Consider the following 23127-nt stretch of genomic DNA (forward strand, 5'->3'; position numbering starts at 1 on the left):
ATTATTATAATGTTCTTATAAAATATAAATGATCGCCGTTTAACGAGAGAAAATTATTGTGAAATAAATAAATTCTGTGTTTTTTATAAATAAAAAGGCTCCCGGCGTGCCGCCGGAAGCCCGATATGGGTGTGATGAAAAGGGGTGTTATCTCAGCCCCAGGTCTTTTCCAGAACACGGATCCAGTTTTTATAGGCGATCTTGTCGATTGTCTCCTGATCATAACCTGCCTTGCGCAGTTCTGCGATCAGCAATTGCAAATCGGCGGCACTGGCCAGTGCGTCCGGAATTGTCGTACCGTCAAAATCAGAACCAAGCGCCACATGATCAACACCAATCCGGTTGATGATATAATCAATATGGCGCACCATTTCGCTCAGTGGTGTGGCCGTGATTTTCTGGCCGTCAGCCCGCAGGAAAGAGACACCATAATTAATGCCCATCAGGCCGCCGGTTTCCTTGATGGCATCCATTTGTTTTTCGGTCACATTACGGCTGTGGGTGCAAAGCGTGTGCACATTGGAATGGCTGACCACCAATGGCGCATCGGAAATTGCCGCAATATCCCAAAAACCCTTATCATTCATATGTGACAGGTCAATCATGATTTTCAGCTCATTACAGGCGCGGATCAGCGCCTTGCCCGCATCAGTCAGGCCGGGGCCGATATCCGGCGTGCTGGGGAAGCGAAACGGAACGCCATAGGCAAAAATATTCGGCCGGCTCCAGACAGGGCCTAAGGTGCGCAGACCTGCCTGATGCAGAACATAAAGCGCATCCAGATCGGCACTGATTGCCTCTGCCCCCTCAATATGCAGCACAGATGCAAATGTGCCATTGGCCATGGCATTGCGAATATCATCGGCATTGCGGCAGATTTTCAGGCCGCCTTGCGGGGTGCCGGCCGACCGGGCTTCAATCTTTGCCAAAAGTGCTGCCATGCCAAGGGTGATTCTCAACGCATCACCCTGCTCCGGTGCCGGATAATCGCCATTGGCATCTTTTTCCATTGACGGGGAGGGCACATAAATAGCGCAGAGGCCGCCGGCAAGGCCGCCTTTTCTCGCGCGCGGCAGATCAATATGGCCGGCCTTTTCGCCTTCAATAAAACGTTTAACGGGATCAGCCTCAGAGGATGTCCACAAACGCAGCAATACGTCATTGTGACCATCAAAAACGGGTGTCATTTGATCTTCCGGCAGAGAACTGGACATTGGAAAAATACCTTACTCATTCTGTTACGAGACATAAAATATGTCGCAAACAGAAATATTTAGCGAATAGAATTCTGTTATTATTCAAAGCACAACATATTGCCTTATTGATAGGAAGCCGACACACAAACTGATATGTGCAGGCGGTGACCGGCAATAGCGGTGCATGATTTGCGAGACTGGCCATTTTGCCAATGAATTGCAAATGTCTTTTATGACAATTGATAGTCCGGATATGCATCACGTCTTTTTTCTAAAATTATAAAGTTGTAAACAAGAATTTACATGCAAACCATGCATAGACGCTGGCAAAATCTGCATTGGCCGCGTTATTGAGCTTCATGATAACTGCATCAGATTAAATCGATGGTTCTGCCGGAGCATTTGCAAACCAAAAGCGAAAACCGCTTTTGGCAGAGGATGGTGTGTTTCTGAACCATCCGGATCAAACCGGAAATGCTCTGGATATCAAAAACTCAACCACTGGCTGGGCATCCAGCCAGTTTTCGCCTATCGGATCAGGGAAGAGGAAATCACCGTGATTTCACGACGTAATTTTTTGGCCGGCGCTGCAGCCGTACCGTTCTTGTCTTATGCCAGTATTCTGCCAGCCATTGGCGCAGGTCGTCAGGATATTCTGGTTGTTGCCCAGCAGCTTGATAATATGACCTCACTTGATCCACATGAAAGCTTTGAAGCTGTGGGCAGTGAAATCTGCAACAATATATATCAACGCCTCGTGCATCCGGGTTTTGAAAACCCTGAAACCATTGAAGGCGGTGTTGCCTCCTCATGGGAAGCGGATGCGGATGGCAAGGTTTTCACCTTCAAGATCAATCCGGATGCAAAATTTGCAACCGGCAACAAGATCACCGCGGAAGATGTTGCTTTTTCATTGCAGCGCGCAATCAAACTGAACAAAGGCCCTGCATTCATTATCGGCCAGTTTGGCTTCACGCCTGAAAATGTTGAGAAGTCGATTGTCGCAACCGATGCCGGTACCGTAACCCTCACTCTTGAAAACCCGACATCCCTGTCATTCCTGCTCTATTGCCTGTCTTCAAGCATTGGCAGCATTGTTGAGAAAAAGCTGGTTATGGACAATGCTTCCGGCGATGATCTTGGCAATGGCTGGCTGCAGAAAAACAGCGCCGGTTCCGCTGAATGGACACTGGCTGCATGGAAGCCAAGCGAAAGCGTGATGCTCAGCCTCAATCCGCATGGCTCTTATAAGGGTAATGTCAAACGCATTGTTCTGCGTCATGTGGCTGATCCTTCTTCCCAGCTTCTTATGCTTCAGAAGGGGGATGTGGACATTGCCCGTAATCTGACATCCGAACAATTACGCGTTCTCAAAGGTGATGACAATTTCACTTTGGTTACCAAGGGTATTGCCGGTATCGGCCTGATGTCACTCAACCAGAAAGTTGAAAAACTCAGAAATCCAAAGCTCTGGGAAGCCGTTAAATGGGCAATTGACTATAAGGGTATACAGGAAAATATCGTGCCGCTGACCCACCAGCAGCATCAGACCATTATTCCTGAAGGGTTTCCCGGTGCGGTAAATGACCTGCCATTCCAGAAAGATACGGAAAAAGCAAAGGCATTGATGGCTGAAGCCGGTCTTGCCGATGGTTTTGCCATCAGCATGGATCACTATTCCGCACAGCCATGGCCGGATATTGCACAGGCCATTCAGGCCAATCTGGCAGAAATCGGTATCAAACTGGAATTGCGTGCAGCGGAAAATCGTCAGGTTCTCACCAAAATGCGTGCCCGTGAGCATGAAATTGCACTCACTGCATGGGGCTCGGATTATTTTGATCCAAATACCAATGCTGATGTGTTCTGCAACGTGTCTGATCTTTCAGATGATGCCAAGACCAAGCCTTTTGCCTGGCGCTCAAACTTCCAGAATGAAGATTTTGCCAAGAAATCACTCGCCGCTCGCGATGAGAAAGACCCTGCAACCCGCGTGAAGCTTTATGAAGAATTGCAGCGCGAATTCATGCATAACAGCCCGTTTGTTGTGATGTTGCAAACTGTTTTGACAGCAGCCTGCCGCAAGGACGTGACCGGTATGCGCCTTGGCGTGCTTTCTGACAGCCACTCCTATGCAGGGATTGCGAAAGCTTGAATAAGAGACTGAAAACCCTGACAGGCACTCTGGGCAGCGTGTTAATCACGCTGTTCGGACTGGCTATTGTCACCTTCATGATCGGTCGCGTTATGCCGGTTGATCCTGTGATTGCAGCCGTTGGCGATAATGCGCCGGAGGCTGTTATTCAACGTGTGCGCACAGAAATGGGGCTGGATCAGCCGCTTATTGTGCAGTTTTTCCATTATATCGGTCAGGTTTTGCATGGCGATTTTGGCAATTCCATTTTAACCCGCAACCCTGTGACCACAGATATTGCCCGTTATTTTCCGGCAACTCTTGAATTGGCAACGGCCGCTCTGCTTATTGCGGCTGTCATTGGTATTCCGCTCGGGGTCTGGGCAGCTGTTCGTCAGGGCAGCATGACCGATCAGATTATCCGCGTCATTTGTCTTGCCGGCCATTCGGTGCCCACATTTGTGCTCGCGCTGATTTCGCTACTTATTTTTTACGCTGCACTTGGCATTGCGCCGGGGCCTGGCAGGCAGGATATTATTTTTCAGGATATGGTGCCGCATGTCACCGGTATTCTGACAATAGATACGTTGCTTGACGGCGATACGGATGCCTTCTGGGATGCGCTCAGCCATATGGCGCAGCCAGTCATTATTCTGGCCTATTTTTCCATGGCCTATATCACACGTATGACCCGCGCATTCATGCTGGATGCCCTGAAAGGTGAATTTGTCATTACGGCACGCGCCAAAGGGCTGTCAGCCACATCAGTAATCTGGAAACACGCATTCCCGACTGTTGCCGTGCAGTTGGTGACAGTTCTGGCTCTCACCTATGCAGGTCTGCTTGAGGGAGCCGTGGTAACAGAAACCGTGTTCAGCTGGCCGGGTCTCGGGCAATATCTGACTGTCTCGCTGATGAATGCAGATATGAACCCTGTCGTCGGCGCCACTCTTCTGATTGGTGTCATCTATGTCGGGCTAAACCTGTTTGCTGACATTCTCTACAAGATACTGGATCCACGCGTCAGATGATTTTTGCAAATTTTCATAATTGGGCGCTGAATGAAACGCCGTCCTCACCTTCGCAGGCTCTTTGGGGCCGGCGCTACCGTATCTGGCTTAATCTCAAGTCAAATCCGCTGGCAATGATCGGCCTGTTCATTATTCTGGTATTTGTGACTGTGTCGCTGCTTGCACCATGGCTTGCGCCTTATGATCCGGGTGTGCAGGATCTTGGCAATCGTCTTGCCGCGCCAAGCGCCGAACACTGGTTTGGCACCGATGAGCTGGGGCGCGATATTTTTTCGCGTATTCTCTATGGCGGCCGTGTCACATTGGGCATGGTTATTGCTGTTGTTATTCTGGTTGCGCCGATCGGGCTGATCATCGGCTGTGTCGCCGGTTATTTTGGTGGCATTGTTGATACAATCCTGATGCGGGTCACAGATGTGTTTCTTGCCTTTCCGCGCCTTATTCTTGCACTCGCCTTTGTGGCTGCGCTGAAACCTGGTGTTGAAAGCGCCATTCTGGCGATTGCACTCACAGCCTGGCCGCCTTATGCCCGCCTTGCCCGTGCAGAAACCATGACTATTCGCAACACGGATTATATTGCCGCTTACCGGCTGACCGGTGCACAACCGGCGCGCATTATTGCCCGTCATATTGCCCCGCTCTGCGTGCCGAGCCTGATTGTGCGCATCACTCTTGATATGAGCTCCATCATCCTGACTGCCGCAAGCCTTGGCTTTCTTGGTATGGGTGCACAGCCCCCGTCACCGGAATGGGGCGCAATGATTGCAACAGCCAAACGCTTTATTTTTGAGCAATGGTGGGTTGCCACAATCCCGGGTATTGCCATTTTTCTTGTCTCTCTCGCCTTCAATTTCCTCGGAGATGGTCTGCGTGACGTGCTCGATCCGAAGCAAAACTGAGGGAGATGAAGATGCTGGTAGATATTCAAAATCTGAGAATAGCCTTTGAGACCCGCACCTCACGTTTTGAAGCAGTGCGCGGTCTTTCCCTGCAGCTTGGCCGCGAAAAACTCGGCATTGTGGGCGAGAGCGGCTCAGGCAAATCCCTGACTGCGCGCGCCTTAATGAAACTCCTGCCGGATATTGCCGAAGTCAAGGCTGACCGTTTAAGTTTTGACGGGCAGGATCTGCTGAATGCTTCTGAAAAGCAGATGCGTCAGATCCGCGGCAAACGGGTTGGCTTTATTTTGCAGGATCCAAAATATTCGCTCAATCCGGTTAAAACCATTGGTGTGCAGGTGGCTGAAAGCTGGCGCACACATAAAGGCGGCAGCAAAAAACAGGCACTGGAAGCGGCAATTGATCTGCTCGATCAGGTGAAAATCCGCAATCCGCGTGAAGTGGCACATGCCTATCCCCATGAAGTATCCGGCGGAATGGGGCAACGCGTGATGATTGCCATGATGCTGGCACCTGATCCTGAACTGCTGATTGCCGATGAGCCGACCTCAGCGCTTGATGCAACCGTGCAGGCAGAAATTCTGCGCCTGATTGATGATCTGGTTTCCAGCCGCGGCATGGGCCTGATCCTGATCAGCCATGATCTGCCGCTTGTTTCCCATTTCTGTGACCGCGTATTGGTTATGTATATGGGGCAGGTGATGGAAGAGCTGAAAGCATCGGAACTTGGCAATGCCCGGCATCCATATACCAAGGGGCTGCTCAATTGCATTCCGTCGCTGACGCATCCGCGCGATCGTTTGCCGGTAATGACCCGTGATCCGGAGTGGCTGAAATAATGATTGAAGTTGACAGCTTAAAAATTCAATTTGGCCACCGTGAGGTTGTAAAGGGCGTCTCTTTCAAGGTTGCCAAAGGCGGCAGTTTCGGCATTGTCGGCGAAAGCGGCTCCGGCAAATCAACAATTCTGCGCGCCATGGCGGGTCTGAACCAGAACTGGTCTGGCCGCATTGCCTTTGACGGCAAGGATGCGCCTTTAAAACGCACGCCGGAGTTTTTCCGCTCTGTGCAGATGGTGTTTCAGGATCCGTTTGGTTCCCTGCATCCGCGCCAGACCATTGACCGTATTTTGAGCGAACTTTTGCTGGTTCATAATATTGATAATATTGAGAGCCGCATTAAGCAGGCGCTTGATGATGTGGCGCTGCCGCAGACGGTGCGTTTCCGTTATCCGCATCAGCTCTCCGGCGGCCAGCGCCAGCGTGTGGCCATTGCCCGTGCGCTGATTGCCGATCCGCAGGTCTTGCTGCTGGATGAGCCGACCTCGGCGCTTGATGTGTCAGTACAGGCAGAAATTCTCAATCTTCTGGCTGATCTGCGTGAACAGCGCAATCTGACCTATGTGCTGGTGAGCCACAACCTTGCGGTTATTGCGCATCTTTGCCCTGAGGTCGGGGTTATGCAAAACGGGGTGATGGTGGAGCAGCTCACCGCGCAAGATCTGCGGCAAGGCCGCACAACGCATCCTCATACAACCGAATTGCGCAATTTAAGCATTACGGTTGAAGAGCCCCGATAATCATGCAACAGGCCGGATTTTCCGGCCTGTTTCTTATCGGCAAAATCAACAATCCGCATCAACAGGAGCATGAAACCCTCATGGCTATGAATTGGGACGCTGCTTTAAAAACCGCACAAAATCTGGCTGCACAATGGTCTGCCAATGAACCGGGAGGCGTCATTGTTGGTTTTGATGCGGATCATATTCGCTTTCACGCAGCAGGCGGCGTGGAGAGCCTTGCTACGCACAAGCCGTTTTCAGCAGACAGTGTTGTGCGTTATGCCTCTGTTACCAAACATGTCTTTGCCACTATGGTTTTGCAAAATCCGGATAAAATCAGCCTTGATGAACGGCTGGGAAAATATTTGCCGGAATTAAACAAGCCGCTTGCTGATGTAACCGTGGGGCGGGCGCTGGATATGAGCGGCGGTTTGCCCGATACCCGTGAATGTCTCACTTTGCTCGGTCTTTCTATCTATACGGAAACGCATAATGACCGGCTGATGGATTTTCACGCAACTATGAAGCGCCTTAATTTTGATGCCGGCACGCAGATCTCTTATTCCAATACCGGTTACCGGCTGGCGGAAATTGCGCTGGAGCGTCAGGGATTGCGCTTTGACGATTATTTGCAGAATGAAATTGTGCCATGGCTTGGGGTGAAGTTTAAAGCCCCTGATATGTGGAATGATCCTGTGGATGGTTTGGTGCCGGGCTATTGGCATAATGGCAAAAAATGGCAGTTAAGCGCGGCAGGCCTGTATATTTCTGCAGCAGGCAGCCTGACCGGCAGCGCCAATGCCCTTGCTATTTGGGCGCAGGCATTCATGTGCGGCAAGGGCAAACTTGCCGGTATGATGGATAAACTTGGCGCATCACGCAAAATGGCCGACGGGCGCCTTTCTGCCTATGGTCTGGGGCTTGTTAATTCTGAGCTGGATGGCCTGAAACTTGTTGGTCATGGCGGCTCTCATCCCGGTTATAAAAGCTATGTGCTGATCTGCCCTGAACATCAATGCGGTTTTATTGTTGTTGCCAATCGTGATGATGCCAATGGCGCGCAGATAGCACAGGCCGCAATGGCAGCATTAACAGGGCGCACCCTGCCACGGGCAGGCAGCACAATTCCCGATGGTTTTTATCTGACGGAAACCGGCCATCACTGGGTTGAGATGAAAAATGGCAATATAACCTATATCGATAATGAAGATGCGCTTTATGATGAAGGCAATGGCTGGTTTTCATCACGCTCGGCCACTTCACCGGTGCGGATATGCTGGACTGGCGAGGTCTTACAAGGAGAGATCGGCCATGCTCCGCGCCGTCTTTATCCTGTTGTGCCAAAGCCTGCAGGAAACGAGCTTGATGGTATGTGGCGGTCGCCTTATGGAGCATATTTTGAAATTATTGATGGCGCGGTTATTATGGGTACAGGCCCTGTGCGGCAAACAATGCCGATGCTGGATCTTGGCAATGGCCGTTATCTGTTTACGCTCCATGACGGCCCGTGGGTCAAGCGTGTCTGCCTGCATATTTTAGGCGATAATCATGCAGAGCTGGTTTTAAACCGCAGCCGGATGCTCGAATATTACCGGTAAATTTTTGAAATACCTGTTTTGTGGCAAAATCTGTTTGTTACAAAACAGGCAAAACCTGCTATGAATGACAGGCAGGGCTTATCAGCGTTGTTAAGAAAAGCTGATAAGCCCCAGCTTTTTTTAAGTTTTTGTTCAAATACGCCTTTATATCGTGTAAATCCTGTGCTGTGGCTGCATAATTGTGTGCAGGGCGGGCAATCATGGTGAAGGATCCCTGGTGTGGAAATTAAGTGGGTCGAAGATTTTCTGGCGCTTGCGCATACGCTCAATTTTTCAAAAGCGGCAGATGAGCGCCATGTTACCCAATCTGCTTTCAGCCGTCGTATCAAACAGCTTGAAACATGGCTGGGCACAACCCTGATTGATCGGGCAACCTATCCTTCACGGCTGACAGAGGACGGAGAGAAGTTTATCCCCGTTGCACAGGAAACCCTGAGATCGCTTTATCAGATCAGACAGGGTTTTCAGGCGCATCAGAATATGGATGCGCAAACAATTTCCTTTATTGCCCTGCATACTTTGTCTTTTACATTTTTCCCGCAATGGCTGCGCCGGATTCAGGACCTGCAATATCCGGTTTTCTCGCGCCTGAGACCGGATAGCGGCAGTGTTGAGGGCAATGTTAACGCACTTGTTGATGGCGATTGTGATTTTCTGCTGACCTATGTTCACCCTTCTGTGCCGTTGCTGCTCAATAATTCTGATTTTGATTATAAAGTGATCGGCTATGAGCAGATCATTCCGGTAAGTGCGCCTGATGCTGAAGGAAAACCACTGCACTGCGTGAATGATGAAGAAAAGCCGTTTGACTATATCGGCTATGAAAAATCATCCTTTTTTGGACATTTACTGGGGGAGCTCTTTGCCCGTAAAATGCCGGAACACCGGCTTGTGCATGAGGGCAGCATGTCGATCAGCCTGAAAGGCATGGCAATGTCCGGCTGGGGCATGGCCTGGGTGCCCTCAAGCCTGATTGCAGATGAGCTTGCCGCAGGGCAGCTTGTGCCGGGTGCTGATCCGAGCTGGAATATTCAGGTGGAGATCCGGCTTTATTGTGCCAGAAATAATCAACGTGGCGCCGTCAGGCGGCTTTGGAACAGGCTGGAAGAATTAAACGCCGTCACCGACAACTGATATTTCATCCTTCAAAAACTGCGATATTATAATTATACCGCCGCTATATTGTTTAAATAGCGGCGATATTCATATTTATAAAACCGGTTTTCAGGCAGGTTGTGGGCGGCGCAGTTCTGCGACCTGACGGATCAGCACCGGCACCAGCAGCAGCAATCCGACAAGGGATGTGTATAGTTCCGGCACAACCAGCAAGATAGCGGCAATGATCAGCAAAAACTGCTCCCAGCGTTTTGTTTTTGCCAGCATAAAGCCGGAAAGTGCTGCGCCAAGCGCGGTAATGCCGATAACACAGCCAATAAAGGCCGTGAAAAATTCTCCCCACGAAAAGCCGGAATTCACCAGAAGGAGGGATGGCGAGAACACAAAGACAAAGGGCACCAGAACTTTGCCGAGCCCAAGCCGGAAGGCAGTATTACCGGTTTTGAACGGGTCTGCACCGGCCATGCCCGCTGCCGCATAGGCAGCCAAGGCCACAGGCGGCGTAATATCGGCCAGCACACCGTAATAAAACACGAAGAAATGGGCAACAATCGGCTCCACGCCGAGAAGCGCCAGTGTTGGCGCGGCAATCGTTGCCATAATGATATAATTTGCGGTTGTCGGAATGCCGCAACCCATCAAGATACAGACCACGCCGGTCATAATCAGTGTGAACAGCAAAGTGAGTGTTGAAGTGCCGATCAGGCTTGCGGGCACAAATGTGCCGAACCAGTTGGCAATATCCGCCGCAGTGCTGGTTACAATATAAGAGATTTTAAAACCAACGCCTGTGAGTGTTACCACGCCAACAACAATACCCACCGTTGCCGCTGCCGCGCCAACAGCCAGCGCATATTTGGCGCCATCGCGCAAACCTTCAAAAATTTCGGTCAGGCTCATGCGTTTACGCGGATTAAGAAGGCCGACAGCAATACAAAGCGTTATTCCCCAGAAGGCGGCCAGATAGGGCGTATAGCCGGACAAGAGCACACCAATGAGCACCACAAGCGGAATAACGGTTGGCCAGTCACGTTTGAAGGCCTCTTTCAGATCCGGCATTTCTTCCGGCTTCATACCGCGCAGGCCTGTGCGTTTTGCTTCAAAATGCACCTGCATCAGCACGCCGAAAAAATGCATGAAAGCCGGCACAATAGCGGCAATGATAATGGTGGTATAAGGCAGATTGAGAAACTCAATCATAAGAAAGGCGGCAGCCCCCATAATCGGCGGGGTGATCTGTCCGCCGGTGGATGAAGAGGCCTCAACAGCCGCGGCAAAATTGCGCTTATAGCCAAGACGGATCATGGCCGGAATGGTGAGAGAGCCGACTGTGACTGTATTGGCAACAGATGAGCCGGAGATCATACCAAACAGCGCGGAGCCGAAAATGGAAACCTTGGCGGGGCCGCCTGCAAAACGCCCTGCAATCCATGCGGCACAATCAAGGAATAATTGCCCCAGCCCGATACGGGTGGCAAAAACCCCAAACAGCACAAAATGGAACACATAAGTGGCCACAACACCAAGCGCGATGCCGTAAATGCCTTGTGTTGTCATATAAAGATGATCAACAATCTGCGCTACGGATGACCCCGGATGCACCAATATGCCTGGCATGGAAGGCCCGAAATAGGCATAAAGCATAAAGAGAACGGCAATAATCGGCAATGGCCAGCCAACCGAGCGGCGTGTTGCCTCCAGCAGGACAAGGATCAGCAAACCGCCAAGCACAACATCGGTTGTGGTTGGATTGCCAACGCGAAACGCAAGATCATCCAGCGGAATAAGCGGCACATGCATAACCGCCACGACTGCGCCAATAGCCAGCGCCCAGTCTATCAAGGATATGCCGAGCGGGCGCAGCAATGTGGATTGCACAGGCTGTGAATAGCCCTGTCCAGAAAACGGAAATACCAGAAATACCAGACCAAGCACAAATGCCAGATGAATGCCGCGATGCATGGTCTCTGACAGGATACCAAAACCGGCCGTATAATAATGAAACAGCGACAGGATGATCAGCAATGTGCCGACAATACGCGCAGTCAGGGGCAGGAGGGGGCGGAACCGGATTTCGGAGTCGAACTTTTCTTCAAGCTCGCGCGCTTTTTCCTCATCCAGTTCCATCACATTGCGCGATTGTTGCTCTGTGGTCATAGGCAATTTTCCAAATTGTTTATTATGCATTTCCCGCCTGGCTGAAAGGAGCCCTGTACTCAAAAATGCAGATTATGAAAATTTAAAATCTGCCACGGCCGCCCCGGTGGCCATGGCAGACAAGATAAAGCATAGCCGCCGCACAGGAATTATCCCGGCGGCGAACCGGATTTATTTCAGCAGGCCTGCCTCTTTATAAAAACGCTCGGCACCGGGATGCAACGGAATACCAAGGCTGGTTACCGCATTTTGCAATGTAATCATCTTGCCTTTGGCATGGCCTGCATCAAGAGCCTTGCGTGTGGCATCGTTCCACATGGTCTTGGTGATGTTATAAATCAGCTCATCAGGCTGTTTGGCATTGGTGACCAATTGTGCGGCCACCGAAATTGTATTGACCTCGCCCACATCCTTATAAGTATCGGCAGGTACAGTATCCTTGGCAAAGAAGCTGTAATCTTTGAGGATTTTCTCCATTTCAGGGCCTTCAATCGGCACAAGGGAGATGCCGTTGGTGCTGGCAAGCTCGGCAATTGCGCCGGTTGGATAACCACCAACAAAGAAATAGGCATCCAGAGCGCCGTCTTTCAGGCGGTCACCGGCAGGCCCCGGCTTGAGATATTCTGCCTTCACGTCTTTTTCTGTCAGCCCGTAGGCGGCAAGCACAATCCGCGCATCAACAATGGTGCCGGAGCCCGGCTCATCCAGCGAAACGCGCTTGCCTTTAAGATCGGCAACGGATTTGATATTTGCATCCTTGCGGGCAACAAGATGGATGGTTTCCGGATAGAGTGTTGCGATCAGGCGCAGATCCTCAACCTTGCCCTTACCGTCATAAAGGCCGGTGCCGGTATAGGCCCAGTAAGCGACATCGGACTGGGTGAAACCGGCCTCAAGACCACCGCTTTTAACCGCATTGATATTGGCCACAGAACCATTGGAAGAAACAGCCGTTGCCACCAGCCCCGGCACACCCTGATCACCATTGCCGGAAATCGCATTGGCAATAAGCCCGCCCACAGGATAATAGGTGCCGGCAGTGCCGCCGGTGCCAATGCGGAAAAATGCCGGTGACTGCGCTACAGCAACGCTGATGCCAAGCGCAGCCGTGCCGATAACTGCCGCAGCCATAAACCGGCGAAAACCTGTGCCCAATTTCATATTTATTCTCCCAGAATGAAATGTTCTCATCAAACAGCATGAAAAGACGGGCGCGGCTTGTCAAGTTTGATAATACGGCAAAATCTTTTTATGCTACTATAGTATAGTGTAAAATTATTCTTATATATCAGACATATAGCTGTATTTACTTCACTCAGGCCGACATATAGGGCGCAAAATTAGTTTGTGCTTCATCTACCTTTATTGTTGAATAAAGGGAAGGGAAGGCACGTTGCGGGCATTTTTGCCGTTCGCAAATTTTGCAACCGGCGCCAATTGGCGTGCGCGCAGCCGGATCATCCAGAATCATTCCCTTGGAATAAACCAGCCTTTCTGCATGGTGCAGATCACAGCCAAGCGCAATGGCAAAGCTCTTGGAAGGCGCCTTGTAGCCACCCTGCCGGTGGCGGATCATTTTGGCAATCCAGAAATAGGTACGCCCGTCGGGCATTTCCGCCTGCTGGGTTAAAATGCGATCGGGCGAAGAAAAGGCAGCATAAATATTCCAGAGCGGGCAGGTGCCGCCAAAACGTGAAAAATGGAAATCCGTTGCCGATTGACGTTTGGAAATATTGCCTGCACGATCCACGCGAATGAAGAAAAACGGCACGCCACGTGCCTCAGGCCGCTGGAGTGTGCTCAGCCGGTGGCAAATGGTCTCGAAACTCACCGCATAGCGTTGTTCAAGAAGCTCAATATCATAGCGCAATTGCTCGGCACTGTGCCAAAAATGCATATAGGGCATTAATACCGCGCCGGCAAAATAATTGGCAAGGCCGATACGTGCCAGAATTCGTGCTTCAGGGCTCGAAAAAACGGTTTTTTCAAGCAGATGATCCAGCAACTGCCCTTGTTCAAGAAAAGCAAGCTGTGTTGCCAGCTGAAAAGCCTGCTGCCCCTCATCAAGCCGCGGCGACAGGCTGATAATGCGGGCATGACCGTCAAAATGACGTACAATATCTGTATTATCATCGGGTGCGGGCTCTACCAGACGCACATTATGGCGGCTGGCTAAATATTCACTCAGCGCATATTTCATCCGCCCCACCGGCATGCCAAGGCTGTGGCTTAACATCTCGCCCTGATGATCAAGCTCCGGAATATAATTGCGATGGGTATAAAAATATTCGCGCACTTCCTCATAAGGCGTGGAAAGCATGGCCGGCAAATCGGCGGAACGGTCATTACCAAGCTGGTTTGCAAGATATGCAGATTGCTCCTGCGCTTGCCCCAATTGCTTATGAAGTGAAACCACAAGCCGCCCGACAGCGGGCATATTGGCAGCAAGTTCGCGGATCTCTGTCTTGCCCAGATGCTGATTAAACCGCGGATCGGCAAAAACCTCACGCAGATCGCTGACCAGCCTTGCCTCATCGGCTTCTGAGAATAATTGCACATCAATGCCAAAAGCCTCATTGAGGCGCAACAGAACCTGCACCGTTAAGGGGCGCTGATTATTCTCGATCTGGTTCAGATAACTAAGTGAAATTCCTAGTGTTTTTGCCAAGACCATCTGGGTGAGCCGGCGTTCTTCCCGCAGTTTTTTCAGTTTTATGCCAACAAAAGTCTTACGCATTGCCCAGGTCCTCCCGACCAGTCAGATCAACGCTGAAGCCTAAAATCCTGATGCCGAATTTCCTCTTTGCCAACTGCCCTGTCAATCCGGACTTCGCAAACTTTACAATTTCACAAGATTTTGGCGCCGCCACTTCGCCTTTTTAAGCATAGGCGTAAAATTTTGCGGCTGTATAGTTTTAAGACACGAAGGCGGAGAGCTTTGTCATGACAGAAAGGGAATGTCTGTGAAACTTCATAAAGTGCGTAGTTACAAATCTGCCGAGCATCTGGCGCGTGAAGATCAGCTGGCATGGAAATTTGCCGCCATGGCTTCAGACAATGTGCCGCTTGATGATGACGTTGTTGAGATGATCGGCAACCGCATTATTGATAATGCGGCTGTTGGAACAGCATCGCTGAAGCGCCGTCCGGTGGTCAGCGCCCGTATGCAGGCCGTTGCTCACCCTTATCAGCGTGGTGCCACGGTGTTTGGCCTGCCGCAAGATCAGCGTTTTTCGCCCGAATGGGCGGCATGGGCCAATGGCGTGGCAGTGCGCGAACTGGATTTTCACGATACATTTCTGGCAGCAGATTATTCCCACCCCGGCGATAATATTCCGCCGATGCTGGCTGTGGCGCAGCATTGCGGGCTGAGTGGCGCGGCATTGGCTCGCGGTATTGCCACAGGGTATGAAATTCAGGTTAATCTGGTAAAAGGCATTTGCCTGCATGAATTTAAAATTGACCATATCGCTCATTTAGGCCCCTCAGCTGCGGCCGGTATCGGCGCTATGCTCGGCCTTGGCACCGAGCAGATTTATCAGGCAATCCAGCAAGGGTTGCATACCACCACCACCACACGCCAATCGCGCAAGGGCGAGATTTCCAGCTGGAAAGCCTATGCACCGGCATTTGCCGGCAAAATGGCGATTGAGGCGGTTGACCGTGTGATGCGCGGCGAGGGCGCGCCGTCACCTGCATGGGAAGGGGAGGATGGTTTTATCGCCTGGCTGCTTGGCGGGCCGAATGCTGAATATTTTGTTCCGGTGCCGGAGATTGGTGAGAGCAAACGCGCCATTATGGACACATATACCAAGGAGCATTCTGCGGAATATCAAAGTCAGGCACTGATTGATCTGGCACGGCGCATGCGCAGCAGGATTCATGATTTTTCCAAAATTGCCAGCATTGTGCTGCATACCAGCCATCACACCCATTATGTGATCGGCACCGGTGCCAATGATCCGCAAAAAATGGATCCGAATGCCAGCCGTGAAACACTTGATCATTCAATCATGTATATTTTTGCCGTGGCATTGGAGGATGGCACATGGCATCATGAGCGCTCCTATGCGCCGGAACGTGCCAAGCGCCCGCAAACCGTGGCCTTGTGGCACAAGATCAGCACGGTGGAGGATCCGGCATGGACACGGCGTTACCACAGCCATGACCCGCAGGAAAAAGCCTTTGGCGCCCGTGTCGTCATCACCATGCAGGACGGCACCGTGATTGAAGATGAACTGGCGCTGGCCGATGCTCATCCGCTTGGTGCGCGTCCGTTTAAACGCGCAGATTATATCAATAAGTTCCGCACTTTAGCTGAAGGCATCATTGCACCACAGGAGCAGGATCGCTTCATCAGAACTGTTGAGCGCCTGTGTGACTTATCAGCTGATGAATTATGGGGGCTCAATATTACGGCGCTGCCGGGGCAGTGTGAGCCCGGCAAGGCGCATGGCATTTTTGACTGGCAGGGCTGAAGCCTCATGCGGGCATTGCATCTGGCAGTGCCCGCTATCCGCAACGCATAATCTGAACTGCAGCATGTTTTTCCGCCAAAATCCGGGAGGGATCGGAAAATATCAAAGGCAGAATGGGAGAAAATGATGAGCATTGCAGACAATGAAACAAATGCACCGGTAACACCACAAAAGAAGAAATCCGTAGCCCTGTCAGGCGTGGTTGCCGGTAATACCGCCCTTTGCACAGTCGGGCGCAGCGGCAATGATCTGCATTATCGTGGTTTTGATATTCATGATCTTGCCCTCTATTGCGATTTTGAAGAAGTGGCGCATTTGCTGGTGCATGGCACTTTGCCGACAAAACGCGAGTTAGGCGCCTATCAGGAAAAGCTCAAGGCTATGCGCGGCCTGCCCTCCAATGTAAAGGCTGCCCTTGAATTGCTGCCTGCAGCCAGCCATCCGATGGATGTGATGCGCACCGGTGTATCTGTTCTTGGCTGTGTATTGCCTGAAATGAGCGGCCACCCGCAGGCCGGCGCCAAGGATATTGCCGACCGGCTGATGGCATCGCTCGGCTCGATGCTGCTTTACTGGTATCACTTTGCCCATCATGGTCGCAGGGTGGAACTTGAGACGGATGACCAGACCATTGGCGGGCATTTTTTGCGTGTTCTTCACGGCAGGGAGCCAAGCCCTTCTGCAGTGCGGGCAATGAATATTTCACTGATCCTTTATGCCGAGCATGAGTTTAATGCCTCTACTTTCACCGCGCGCACAATTGCCGGCACGGGTTCTGATATTTACTCCTGTATAGCGGGTGCCATTGGTGCGCTGCGCGGCGCAAAACATGGCGGCGCCAATGAAGTGGCGCTGGAGATTCAGCAACGCTATGGCGATCCGGATGAGGCAGAGGCCGATATCCTGCGTCAGCTTGAACAAAAACAGGTGGTGATCGGCTTTGGCCATCCGGTCTATACCATTGCAGATCCGCGCAATGAGATTATCAAAAAAGTGGCACGCGATCTTTCTCAGGAGGCAGGCACCACAAAAATGTTTGATATTGCCGAGCGCATTGAGAATGTGATGATGGCAAACAAGAAGATGTTTGCCAATCTCGACTGGTTCAGCGCGGTCTCCTATCATATTCTTGGCGTGCCAACGGCCATGTTCACCCCGCTGTTTGTGATTGCCCGCACCTCCGGCTGGGCAGCGCATATTATCGAGCAGCGCATTGATAATAAGATTATCCGCCCGTCGGCCAATTATACCGGCCCTGATCATCTGACCTTTATCCCGATTGATGAACGGTCTGCCACAATATCCAAAACCGTTTGAGTAAGTTCTATGCCCTATTTATCTGCTTCTGATTTGCCTGTAAAACCCGCCGGTGAGCGGTTTCGTGAATTGATGAACAAACCCGGCATTGTGCCATTGCCGGGTGCGCATAATGGTATGGCCGCCATTCAGGCACGCAATGCCGGTTTTGAAGGTTTATATCTGTCCGGTGCGGCCATGACCGCTTCTATGGGGTTGCCGGATCTTGGTATTATCACTGTGGATGAGGTGGCGTTTTTTATCCGCCAGATTGCCCGCTCCAGTGGTTTGCCGCTCGTGGTAGATGGCGATACCGGCTATGGCGAGGCGCTGAATGTGATGCATATGGTACGCACATTTGAAGATGCAGGCGCTGCAGCCGTGCATATTGAAGATCAGTTGCTGCCCAAAAAATGCGGCCATTTGAACGATAAAAAACTTGCCAGCGCTGATGATATGGCAGCCAAGGTTGCAGCTGCCGCCAAAGCGCGGCGTCATCTCTATCTCATTGCCCGTACAGATGCGGCCGCCAGTGAAGGGCTGGAAGGTGCCGTTGCGCGCGCCAGACTTTATATTGAAGCCGGCGCTGATGCGATTTTTCCCGAAGCATTAAATACTGCGGAAATGTTCAGGGAATTTGCCAGACGCCTGCCGGGTGTGCCGCTTCTTGCCAATATGACGGAGTTTGGCCGCACGCCTTTTTTCACCGCGCAGGAATTTGAAGAAATGGGCTATAAAATGGTGATCTGGCCGGTCTCATCCCTGCGTGTTGCCAATAAGGCGCAGGAAAAGCTCTATACAATTATCAGGCGCGATGGTTCAACCAAGGCTATGGTGGAGGAAATGCAAACCCGTGCCGAACTTTATGACACGATCGGGCTGCATCAATATGAAGAGCTGGATCGCACAATCATTAAAACAGTGCTGCCGTCTTCTGGCTGAGATATAAACCCTTAAAGCCTTTATTTATGCTCAAAATACAGGGCCAGAAATACAGGGCAACCTGCTAATATGCAGGATAAGAAAATAAATTTTGGGGCGGCGCCGGTTTGCTATTGCAATCCAAGCCGCTCCATAAAAAATTTTGCATCTCCCATATTTTTTGTTGCCGCAGGAGCTGTGCTCATATAAAAGATGAGTATAACTCACATATTTATGTGTTCTTGCTTGAACCTCTGCTTTTGCTTTTATGGCGCAGCCGGATAATGTGAACTGAAAATGTTCTAAGTGATTGTTCTGGTTTGGGTATTTACATCATAATGCGGGTATTTGCGCCCAAAACCATTTTAATAATATTGCGAGCTGGCCAATGTTGGCACCGTTTTTGATCATGCTGCGTGAGGGGCTGGAAGCCGCTCTCCTGACCGGCATTATTGCCGGTTATCTTCATAAAACCGGACGATCATCCTATATGCCTGCAGTATGGGTTGGTATTTTCTTAGCAATAGCACTTTCCTTTTTCACTGGTGCAGTGCTGCAGATTATCAGTGCTGAATTCCCGCAAAAAATTCAGGAATTATTTGAAGCGATTATTGGCTTTGTTGCTGTGATTGTTTTGATGTCGATGATTTTGTGGATGAAAAAGGCCGCGCATTCTCTCAAAAATGAGCTGCAACATTCCATTGAGCACGCATTGGCTGCAAAATCTGCCACATGGGCGCTGATTGCCATGGTGTTTTTTGCCGTGGCGCGTGAAGGGCTGGAATCGGTCTTTTTTCTTCTGGCAATTTTCCAGCAGAGCGGGGGCTATGCCGCACCATCAGGCGCATTACTTGGCCTTCTGGTCTCGGTTATTTTCGGCCTGCTGATTTATCAGGGCGGATTGCGGCTTAACCTGTCATCTTTTTTCCGCTGGACAGGTATTCTGATCATTTTTGTTGCTGCAGGCTTGCTGTCCGGTTCACTGCGCAGCCTGCATGAAGCAGGCATCTGGAATTATCTGCAGGCACCGGCATGGGATATGAGCCATATCTTGCCGCTATCATCGCCGCTTGGCACTTTATTATCAGGTCTTTTTGGCTATCACGATACGCCGGCAATCGGTGAAGTTATTGTTTATATTATATTTCTTATTGCGGCACTTGGCATTTATCTATGGCCGGCACCAGCCCGCAAAACTGCATCCGCATAAGAGGCTGTTATGAATAATGAGCATGTGAAAACCCGTAAATCTTCAGCCTCCCGATCTTCATTCACCCAATCTTCAGCAATCTTGCCTGCTTCAGGCCAGATGAAACTGGCTGTTGCCGGCTCCGCCCTGTTGGCGGTAGCGGCAGGCGGACTGTTTTACTATGCCTCGGTCATAAGAGAAAAACCGGCAGATGAAAAACTGATCCCCATCGAGGTTAATGCCAGAACCTGCACACCTATGAAACTGACATTGCCTTCCGGTTTTCACAGTTTTGAAATTCACAACCGTTCCGATCGCCCTGTTGAATGGGAAATCCTTGACGGTGTTATGGTGGTGGAGGAACGGGAAAATATTATTCCGGGTATGAAAGCCGTTCTCCGGGCACAATTGCTGCCCGGCAATTATGAAATTACCTGCGGGCTTCTCTCCAACCCCCGCGGCAGTTTAACGGTTACCCCGTCCGGTCATTCACAAGCCGTTGCACAGGCGCGGCCGGACAATCGCGCCTTCATTGCCATGTTGTCGGAATATAAGGTTTTTCTGGTCTTACAAAGCAATGCCATGATCCGGGGTGCACAGGCACTGCAGGCTGCTATCCGTGATGGCAACCTGCAAAAAGCCCGTGAGGCCTACTGGCAGGCGCGTTTGCCTTATAAACGCATTGAACTGACAGGCGGGCGCTTCTCTGATCTTGCAGAGAAGATTGACCCTGTTGCCGCCTATCTGGAAAAGCGTGAAAATGATGCGGCTTTCACCGGTTTTCACCGTATTGAATATGGCCTATGGGCACAAAACAGCGTTAACGGGCTGGAGCCTGTTGCAGACAGATTACTGGCCGATCTGGCGGCATTGCAAGACCGCCTGAAGAGCCGGAAACTCACACCGGATATGCTTTTGCACAATGTAAGCGCTTTTCTTGACAGGCAGGCGGAAGGGCAGATTTTAAGCGGTGAAAATGCTTATTCCCATCTTGATCTGCTGGATCTTGCAGCAAAATTGGAGGGTGTGCAAAAAACACTGACATTGCTGCAGCCCCTGAGTGAAAAACCTGCACCGGCAGAAACACAGACCGTTATGGCAAATGCGCAGAGCCTGCATGATGCAATCGCGACCTTATCTGCCGGCGAGACCACACGCCCCTATACACAGCCCTATACACAGATTGACGGAAATACCCGCAAAATGCTGGCTGAAAAAGCAAAATCATTGAGCGCGGCAGTCAGCAAACTGGCTGGCAAAATCGGACTGGAGTAAGCAATGACCAAGAAAGCTGAAACCAAGGAAACCGCAAAACAAGCAATACAGCCGGACGCTAACCGCCGCAATATTCTGAAAGGTATGGGGCTGGCTCTGGGTGGCACGGTTGCAGGGCATGTTCCCGCCTATGCAAAAACACCGGCTTATGAGCAGCATTCAGGGCAACATGTCACCGATGCACCGGTGAGCAGCAATGGTTTTCTTCAGCGCCAGCCTTTTTATGGCATTCATCAGTCCGGTATTACCAATCCGCGGCCGGCACATGGGCTGGTTGCCGCCTTTGATGTGCTGGTAAAAACGCCTGATGATCTGGAGCGGCTCTTGCGCACATTAACCGCGCGCATTGTTTTTCTCACGCAAGGCGGCACGCCACCAGCACTTGATCCTAAATTGCCGCCAGCCGATTCCGGTATTATCGGCCCCCAAATCCGGCCTGATAATCTCACAATTACAGTGGGGCTGGGCGACAGCCTGTTTGAAAATCATTCATGGCTTAAACCCCATAAGCCAAAGCTGCTGCAGCGGATGACAAAATTTTCCAATGATGCTTTGGTGGCTGATCTCTGCCATGGTGATCTTTCATTGCAATTTTGTGCCAATACGCCCGATACCAATATTCACGCCCTGCGCGATATTCTCAAAACCATGTCAGATCTGGTGTTTCTGCGCTGGAAACAGGAAGGCAATGTGCCGGTTATTCCGCCATCACCGGATGGCGAGGTGGAAAGCGCGCGCAATTTTCTGGGCTTTCGGGATGGCTCGGCAAATCCTGATGCAAGCGACAAGGCTTTGATGAATAGGCTTGTCTGGATTAGCAAAACACAACAGCAGGAGCCGGATTGGGCAATTAACGGTTCTTATCAGGCCGTGCGTATTATTCGTAATTTTGTGGAGCGGTGGGATCGCACTCCCTTACAGGAGCAGGAGCAGATTTTCGGGCGTAAAAAAATGTCCGGTGCTCCGCTTGATGGTACGAAAGAAAGCCAGGTACCCGATTATAGCAAAGATCCTGACGGCAGGATCACGCCGCTTGATGCGCATATTCGTCTTGCCAATGACCGCAGCCCTGCCGCCCAAAAACACCTTATCCTGCGCCGGCCATTTAACTATTCCAACGGGGTAACCAAATCGGGGCAGTTGGATCAGGGTTTGTTGTTTATCTGCTATCAGGCTGATCTGGAACAAGGCTTTATCACGGTACAGCGCAAGCTCGATGGCGAGCCGCTGGAAGAATATATCAAGCCGGTTGGCGGTGGCTATTTCTTCATTCTTCCAGGTGTTGTTAACGCGCAGGCTTATCTTGGCCATCAACTGATTGAGGCCGTACGTAACACACCGGATAACAGGGTTTAACCCGCTGTTGTTTATAAAAACTCCAGCAATAATAAAATGATAGAAGATATCAGAAGGACGTCTGTAATGAAGTTTGGATCTTTACTTGTCGCCTCGGTCTTCGCCTCATGTCTGTCAATGCAGGCTGTGGCGCAGGATGCCGGCTATGATCTGGTTGAGCCATTGGCCGAATATAAAATCTATGTCAGTGAAAAAGCCCGCAAGCTGGAAGACGACACGAAGGTCTTTACAGATGCTGTCAAGGCCGGGGATGTGGAAAAAGCCAAGGCTTTATTTGCACCAACGCGTCTGAGCTATGAAGCAATTGAACCGATTGCCGAATTATTCAGCGATCTTGATGTTTCTATCGACAGCCGTGCTGATGATTGGGAAAAGGCCGAACAGGATCCGGGCTTTACCGGTTTTCATCGTATTGAATATGGTCTGTGGGAAAAGAATTCGACACAGGATCTTGCACCAATTGCCGACAGGCTGATGGCTGATGTGCGTGAGCTGAACAAGCGTATTGCGGATCTGACCTTTCCGCCGGAAAAGGTGGTTGGCGGGGCTGCTGTGCTGATGGAGGAAGTGGCTGCTACCAAAATCTCCGGCGAGGAAGACCGCTACAGCCATACGGATTTATGGGATTTTAAGGGAAATTTTGACGGTTCACGCAAAATCTTTGATCTGGTTCGTCCGCTGATTGAAGAAAAGGACGCAGAATTTACCAAAAAAGTGGATGACAATTTCAACACGGTTGAACAAACGCTTGAAAAATACAGGCAAGGTAATGGCTATCAAAGCTATGACAAGCTGACAGATAATGACCGCAAGGTTCTTTCCATTGCTGTTAACACACTGGCAGAAGATCTCTCTACCCTGCGCGGCAAGCTTGGCCTGAACTGATCTGCACTATGTGAGAATATCAATCCGCCCGATAC

Annotated in this window: 18 protein-coding genes; 14 read left to right on the forward strand and 4 right to left on the reverse strand. The window is 50.8% G+C overall.

All coding sequences use genetic code 11. The features are described from left to right. Nucleotides 1-152: 152 nt before the first annotated feature. The gene (locus tag ACSTTO_RS01550; protein ID WP_439271339.1) at nucleotides 153-1214 is read right to left on the reverse strand and encodes a dipeptidase; all 1062 of its coding nucleotides are present in this window, start codon (nucleotides 1212-1214) and stop codon (nucleotides 153-155) included. 538 nt (nucleotides 1215-1752) lie between these two features. Here ACSTTO_RS01550 and ACSTTO_RS01555 point away from each other — a divergent pair. From ACSTTO_RS01555 to ACSTTO_RS01585, 7 genes are all read left to right on the forward strand, one after another. Further along, entirely contained in the window at nucleotides 1753-3351 is a 1599-nt protein-coding gene (locus tag ACSTTO_RS01555) for an ABC transporter substrate-binding protein (RefSeq protein WP_439271340.1), read from the forward strand. Then, complete coding sequence (locus tag ACSTTO_RS01560) at nucleotides 3348-4361, forward strand: ABC transporter permease (RefSeq protein WP_439271341.1); 1014 nt, start codon at nucleotides 3348-3350, stop codon at nucleotides 4359-4361. The genes ACSTTO_RS01555 and ACSTTO_RS01560 overlap by 4 nt, the downstream gene beginning before the upstream one ends. After that, complete coding sequence (gene nikC, locus ACSTTO_RS01565; RefSeq protein WP_439271342.1) at nucleotides 4358-5260, forward strand: nickel transporter permease; 903 nt, start codon at nucleotides 4358-4360, stop codon at nucleotides 5258-5260. The genes ACSTTO_RS01560 and nikC overlap by 4 nt, the downstream gene beginning before the upstream one ends. An 11-nt stretch (nucleotides 5261-5271) precedes the next feature. Continuing rightward, nucleotides 5272-6099 (forward strand): ABC transporter ATP-binding protein, encoded by an 828-nt coding sequence (locus ACSTTO_RS01570; protein WP_439271343.1) that lies wholly within the window; start codon nucleotides 5272-5274, stop codon nucleotides 6097-6099. Beyond that, on the forward strand, nucleotides 6099-6839 hold the full coding sequence (locus ACSTTO_RS01575; RefSeq protein WP_439271344.1) for an ABC transporter ATP-binding protein: 741 nt from the start codon (nucleotides 6099-6101) through the stop codon (nucleotides 6837-6839). Before ACSTTO_RS01570 ends, ACSTTO_RS01575 begins: the two co-directional genes overlap by 1 nt. A gap of 80 nt (nucleotides 6840-6919) precedes the next feature. Then, on the forward strand, nucleotides 6920-8419 hold the full coding sequence (locus ACSTTO_RS01580; RefSeq protein ID WP_439271389.1) for a serine hydrolase domain-containing protein: 1500 nt from the start codon (nucleotides 6920-6922) through the stop codon (nucleotides 8417-8419). Between the two features lie 219 nt (nucleotides 8420-8638). Then, nucleotides 8639-9553, forward strand: a complete 915-nt coding sequence (locus ACSTTO_RS01585; RefSeq protein ID WP_439271345.1) for a LysR family transcriptional regulator — start codon at nucleotides 8639-8641, stop codon at nucleotides 9551-9553. 90 nt (nucleotides 9554-9643) lie between these two features. Here the strand turns inward: ACSTTO_RS01585 and ACSTTO_RS01590 are convergent, their stop codons facing one another. The 3 genes from ACSTTO_RS01590 to ACSTTO_RS01600 all read right to left on the reverse strand — a co-directional run bounded on the left by ACSTTO_RS01590 (nucleotide 9644) and on the right by ACSTTO_RS01600 (nucleotide 14429). Continuing rightward, nucleotides 9644-11692, reverse strand: a complete 2049-nt coding sequence (locus ACSTTO_RS01590) for a TRAP transporter permease (RefSeq protein ID WP_439271346.1) — start codon at nucleotides 11690-11692, stop codon at nucleotides 9644-9646. A gap of 171 nt (nucleotides 11693-11863) precedes the next feature. Continuing rightward, nucleotides 11864-12853, reverse strand: coding sequence for a TAXI family TRAP transporter solute-binding subunit (locus ACSTTO_RS01595; RefSeq protein WP_439271347.1), 990 nt, complete (start codon nucleotides 12851-12853; stop codon nucleotides 11864-11866). 154 nt (nucleotides 12854-13007) lie between these two features. Continuing rightward, nucleotides 13008-14429 carry a short-chain fatty acyl-CoA regulator family protein gene (locus ACSTTO_RS01600; protein WP_439271348.1) on the reverse strand — a complete coding sequence of 474 codons (1422 nt, stop codon included), beginning with the start codon at nucleotides 14427-14429 and terminating at the stop codon, nucleotides 13008-13010. Nucleotides 14430-14655: 226 nt separating this feature from the next. Between ACSTTO_RS01600 and ACSTTO_RS01605 the strand changes: the two genes are divergently transcribed. The 7 genes from ACSTTO_RS01605 to efeO (ACSTTO_RS01635) all read left to right on the forward strand — a co-directional run bounded on the left by ACSTTO_RS01605 (nucleotide 14656) and on the right by efeO (ACSTTO_RS01635) (nucleotide 23092). Continuing rightward, a complete protein-coding gene (locus ACSTTO_RS01605) occupies nucleotides 14656-16170 on the forward strand; it encodes an MmgE/PrpD family protein (RefSeq protein ID WP_439271349.1) in 1515 nt (504 codons plus the stop codon). Between the two features lie 126 nt (nucleotides 16171-16296). Continuing rightward, nucleotides 16297-17487 carry a bifunctional 2-methylcitrate synthase/citrate synthase gene (gene prpC, locus ACSTTO_RS01610; RefSeq protein WP_439271350.1) on the forward strand — a complete coding sequence of 397 codons (1191 nt, stop codon included), beginning with the start codon at nucleotides 16297-16299 and terminating at the stop codon, nucleotides 17485-17487. Between the two features lie 9 nt (nucleotides 17488-17496). Beyond that, a complete protein-coding gene (gene prpB / locus ACSTTO_RS01615; protein WP_439271352.1) occupies nucleotides 17497-18408 on the forward strand; it encodes a methylisocitrate lyase in 912 nt (303 codons plus the stop codon). Nucleotides 18409-18775: 367 nt separating this feature from the next. Next, a complete protein-coding gene (efeU, locus tag ACSTTO_RS01620) occupies nucleotides 18776-19597 on the forward strand; it encodes an iron uptake transporter permease EfeU (RefSeq protein WP_439271353.1) in 822 nt (273 codons plus the stop codon). Nucleotides 19598-19606: 9 nt separating this feature from the next. Then, a complete protein-coding gene (gene efeO, locus ACSTTO_RS01625; protein WP_439271354.1) occupies nucleotides 19607-20851 on the forward strand; it encodes an iron uptake system protein EfeO in 1245 nt (414 codons plus the stop codon). 3 nt (nucleotides 20852-20854) lie between these two features. After that, nucleotides 20855-22207, forward strand: a complete 1353-nt coding sequence (efeB, locus tag ACSTTO_RS01630) for an iron uptake transporter deferrochelatase/peroxidase subunit (RefSeq protein WP_439271355.1) — start codon at nucleotides 20855-20857, stop codon at nucleotides 22205-22207. 66 nt (nucleotides 22208-22273) lie between these two features. Then, nucleotides 22274-23092 (forward strand): iron uptake system protein EfeO, encoded by an 819-nt coding sequence (gene efeO / locus ACSTTO_RS01635; protein ID WP_439271357.1) that lies wholly within the window; start codon nucleotides 22274-22276, stop codon nucleotides 23090-23092. The last annotated feature ends 35 nt before the right edge of the window (nucleotides 23093-23127 follow it).

It is taken from the genome of Pseudochrobactrum albidum, from assembly GCF_051851455.1.
Taxonomy (GTDB): domain Bacteria; phylum Pseudomonadota; class Alphaproteobacteria; order Rhizobiales; family Rhizobiaceae; genus Pseudochrobactrum.

What these genes read in the sequence shown, in the direction of transcription:
- ACSTTO_RS01590 (WP_439271346.1), bottom strand. Translation starts at nt 11,692, where the DNA reads ATGACCACAGAGCAACAATCGCGCAATGTGATGGAACTGGATGAGGAA.
- efeO (WP_439271354.1), top strand. Translation starts at nt 19,607, where the DNA reads ATGAATAATGAGCATGTGAAAACCCGTAAATCTTCAGCCTCCCGATCT.
- efeO (WP_439271357.1), top strand. Translation starts at nt 22,274, where the DNA reads ATGAAGTTTGGATCTTTACTTGTCGCCTCGGTCTTCGCCTCATGTCTG.
- ACSTTO_RS01595 (WP_439271347.1), bottom strand. Translation starts at nt 12,853, where the DNA reads ATGAAATTGGGCACAGGTTTTCGCCGGTTTATGGCTGCGGCAGTTATC.
- ACSTTO_RS01600 (WP_439271348.1), bottom strand. Translation starts at nt 14,429, where the DNA reads ATGCGTAAGACTTTTGTTGGCATAAAACTGAAAAAACTGCGGGAAGAA.
- ACSTTO_RS01575 (WP_439271344.1), top strand. Translation starts at nt 6,099, where the DNA reads ATGATTGAAGTTGACAGCTTAAAAATTCAATTTGGCCACCGTGAGGTT.
- prpC (WP_439271350.1), top strand. Translation starts at nt 16,297, where the DNA reads ATGAGCATTGCAGACAATGAAACAAATGCACCGGTAACACCACAAAAG.
- efeB (WP_439271355.1), top strand. Translation starts at nt 20,855, where the DNA reads ATGACCAAGAAAGCTGAAACCAAGGAAACCGCAAAACAAGCAATACAG.
- ACSTTO_RS01550 (WP_439271339.1), bottom strand. Translation starts at nt 1,214, where the DNA reads ATGTCCAGTTCTCTGCCGGAAGATCAAATGACACCCGTTTTTGATGGT.
- nikC (WP_439271342.1), top strand. Translation starts at nt 4,358, where the DNA reads ATGATTTTTGCAAATTTTCATAATTGGGCGCTGAATGAAACGCCGTCC.
- ACSTTO_RS01580 (WP_439271389.1), top strand. Translation starts at nt 6,920, where the DNA reads ATGGCTATGAATTGGGACGCTGCTTTAAAAACCGCACAAAATCTGGCT.
- efeU (WP_439271353.1), top strand. Translation starts at nt 18,776, where the DNA reads ATGTTGGCACCGTTTTTGATCATGCTGCGTGAGGGGCTGGAAGCCGCT.
- prpB (WP_439271352.1), top strand. Translation starts at nt 17,497, where the DNA reads ATGCCCTATTTATCTGCTTCTGATTTGCCTGTAAAACCCGCCGGTGAG.
- ACSTTO_RS01570 (WP_439271343.1), top strand. Translation starts at nt 5,272, where the DNA reads ATGCTGGTAGATATTCAAAATCTGAGAATAGCCTTTGAGACCCGCACC.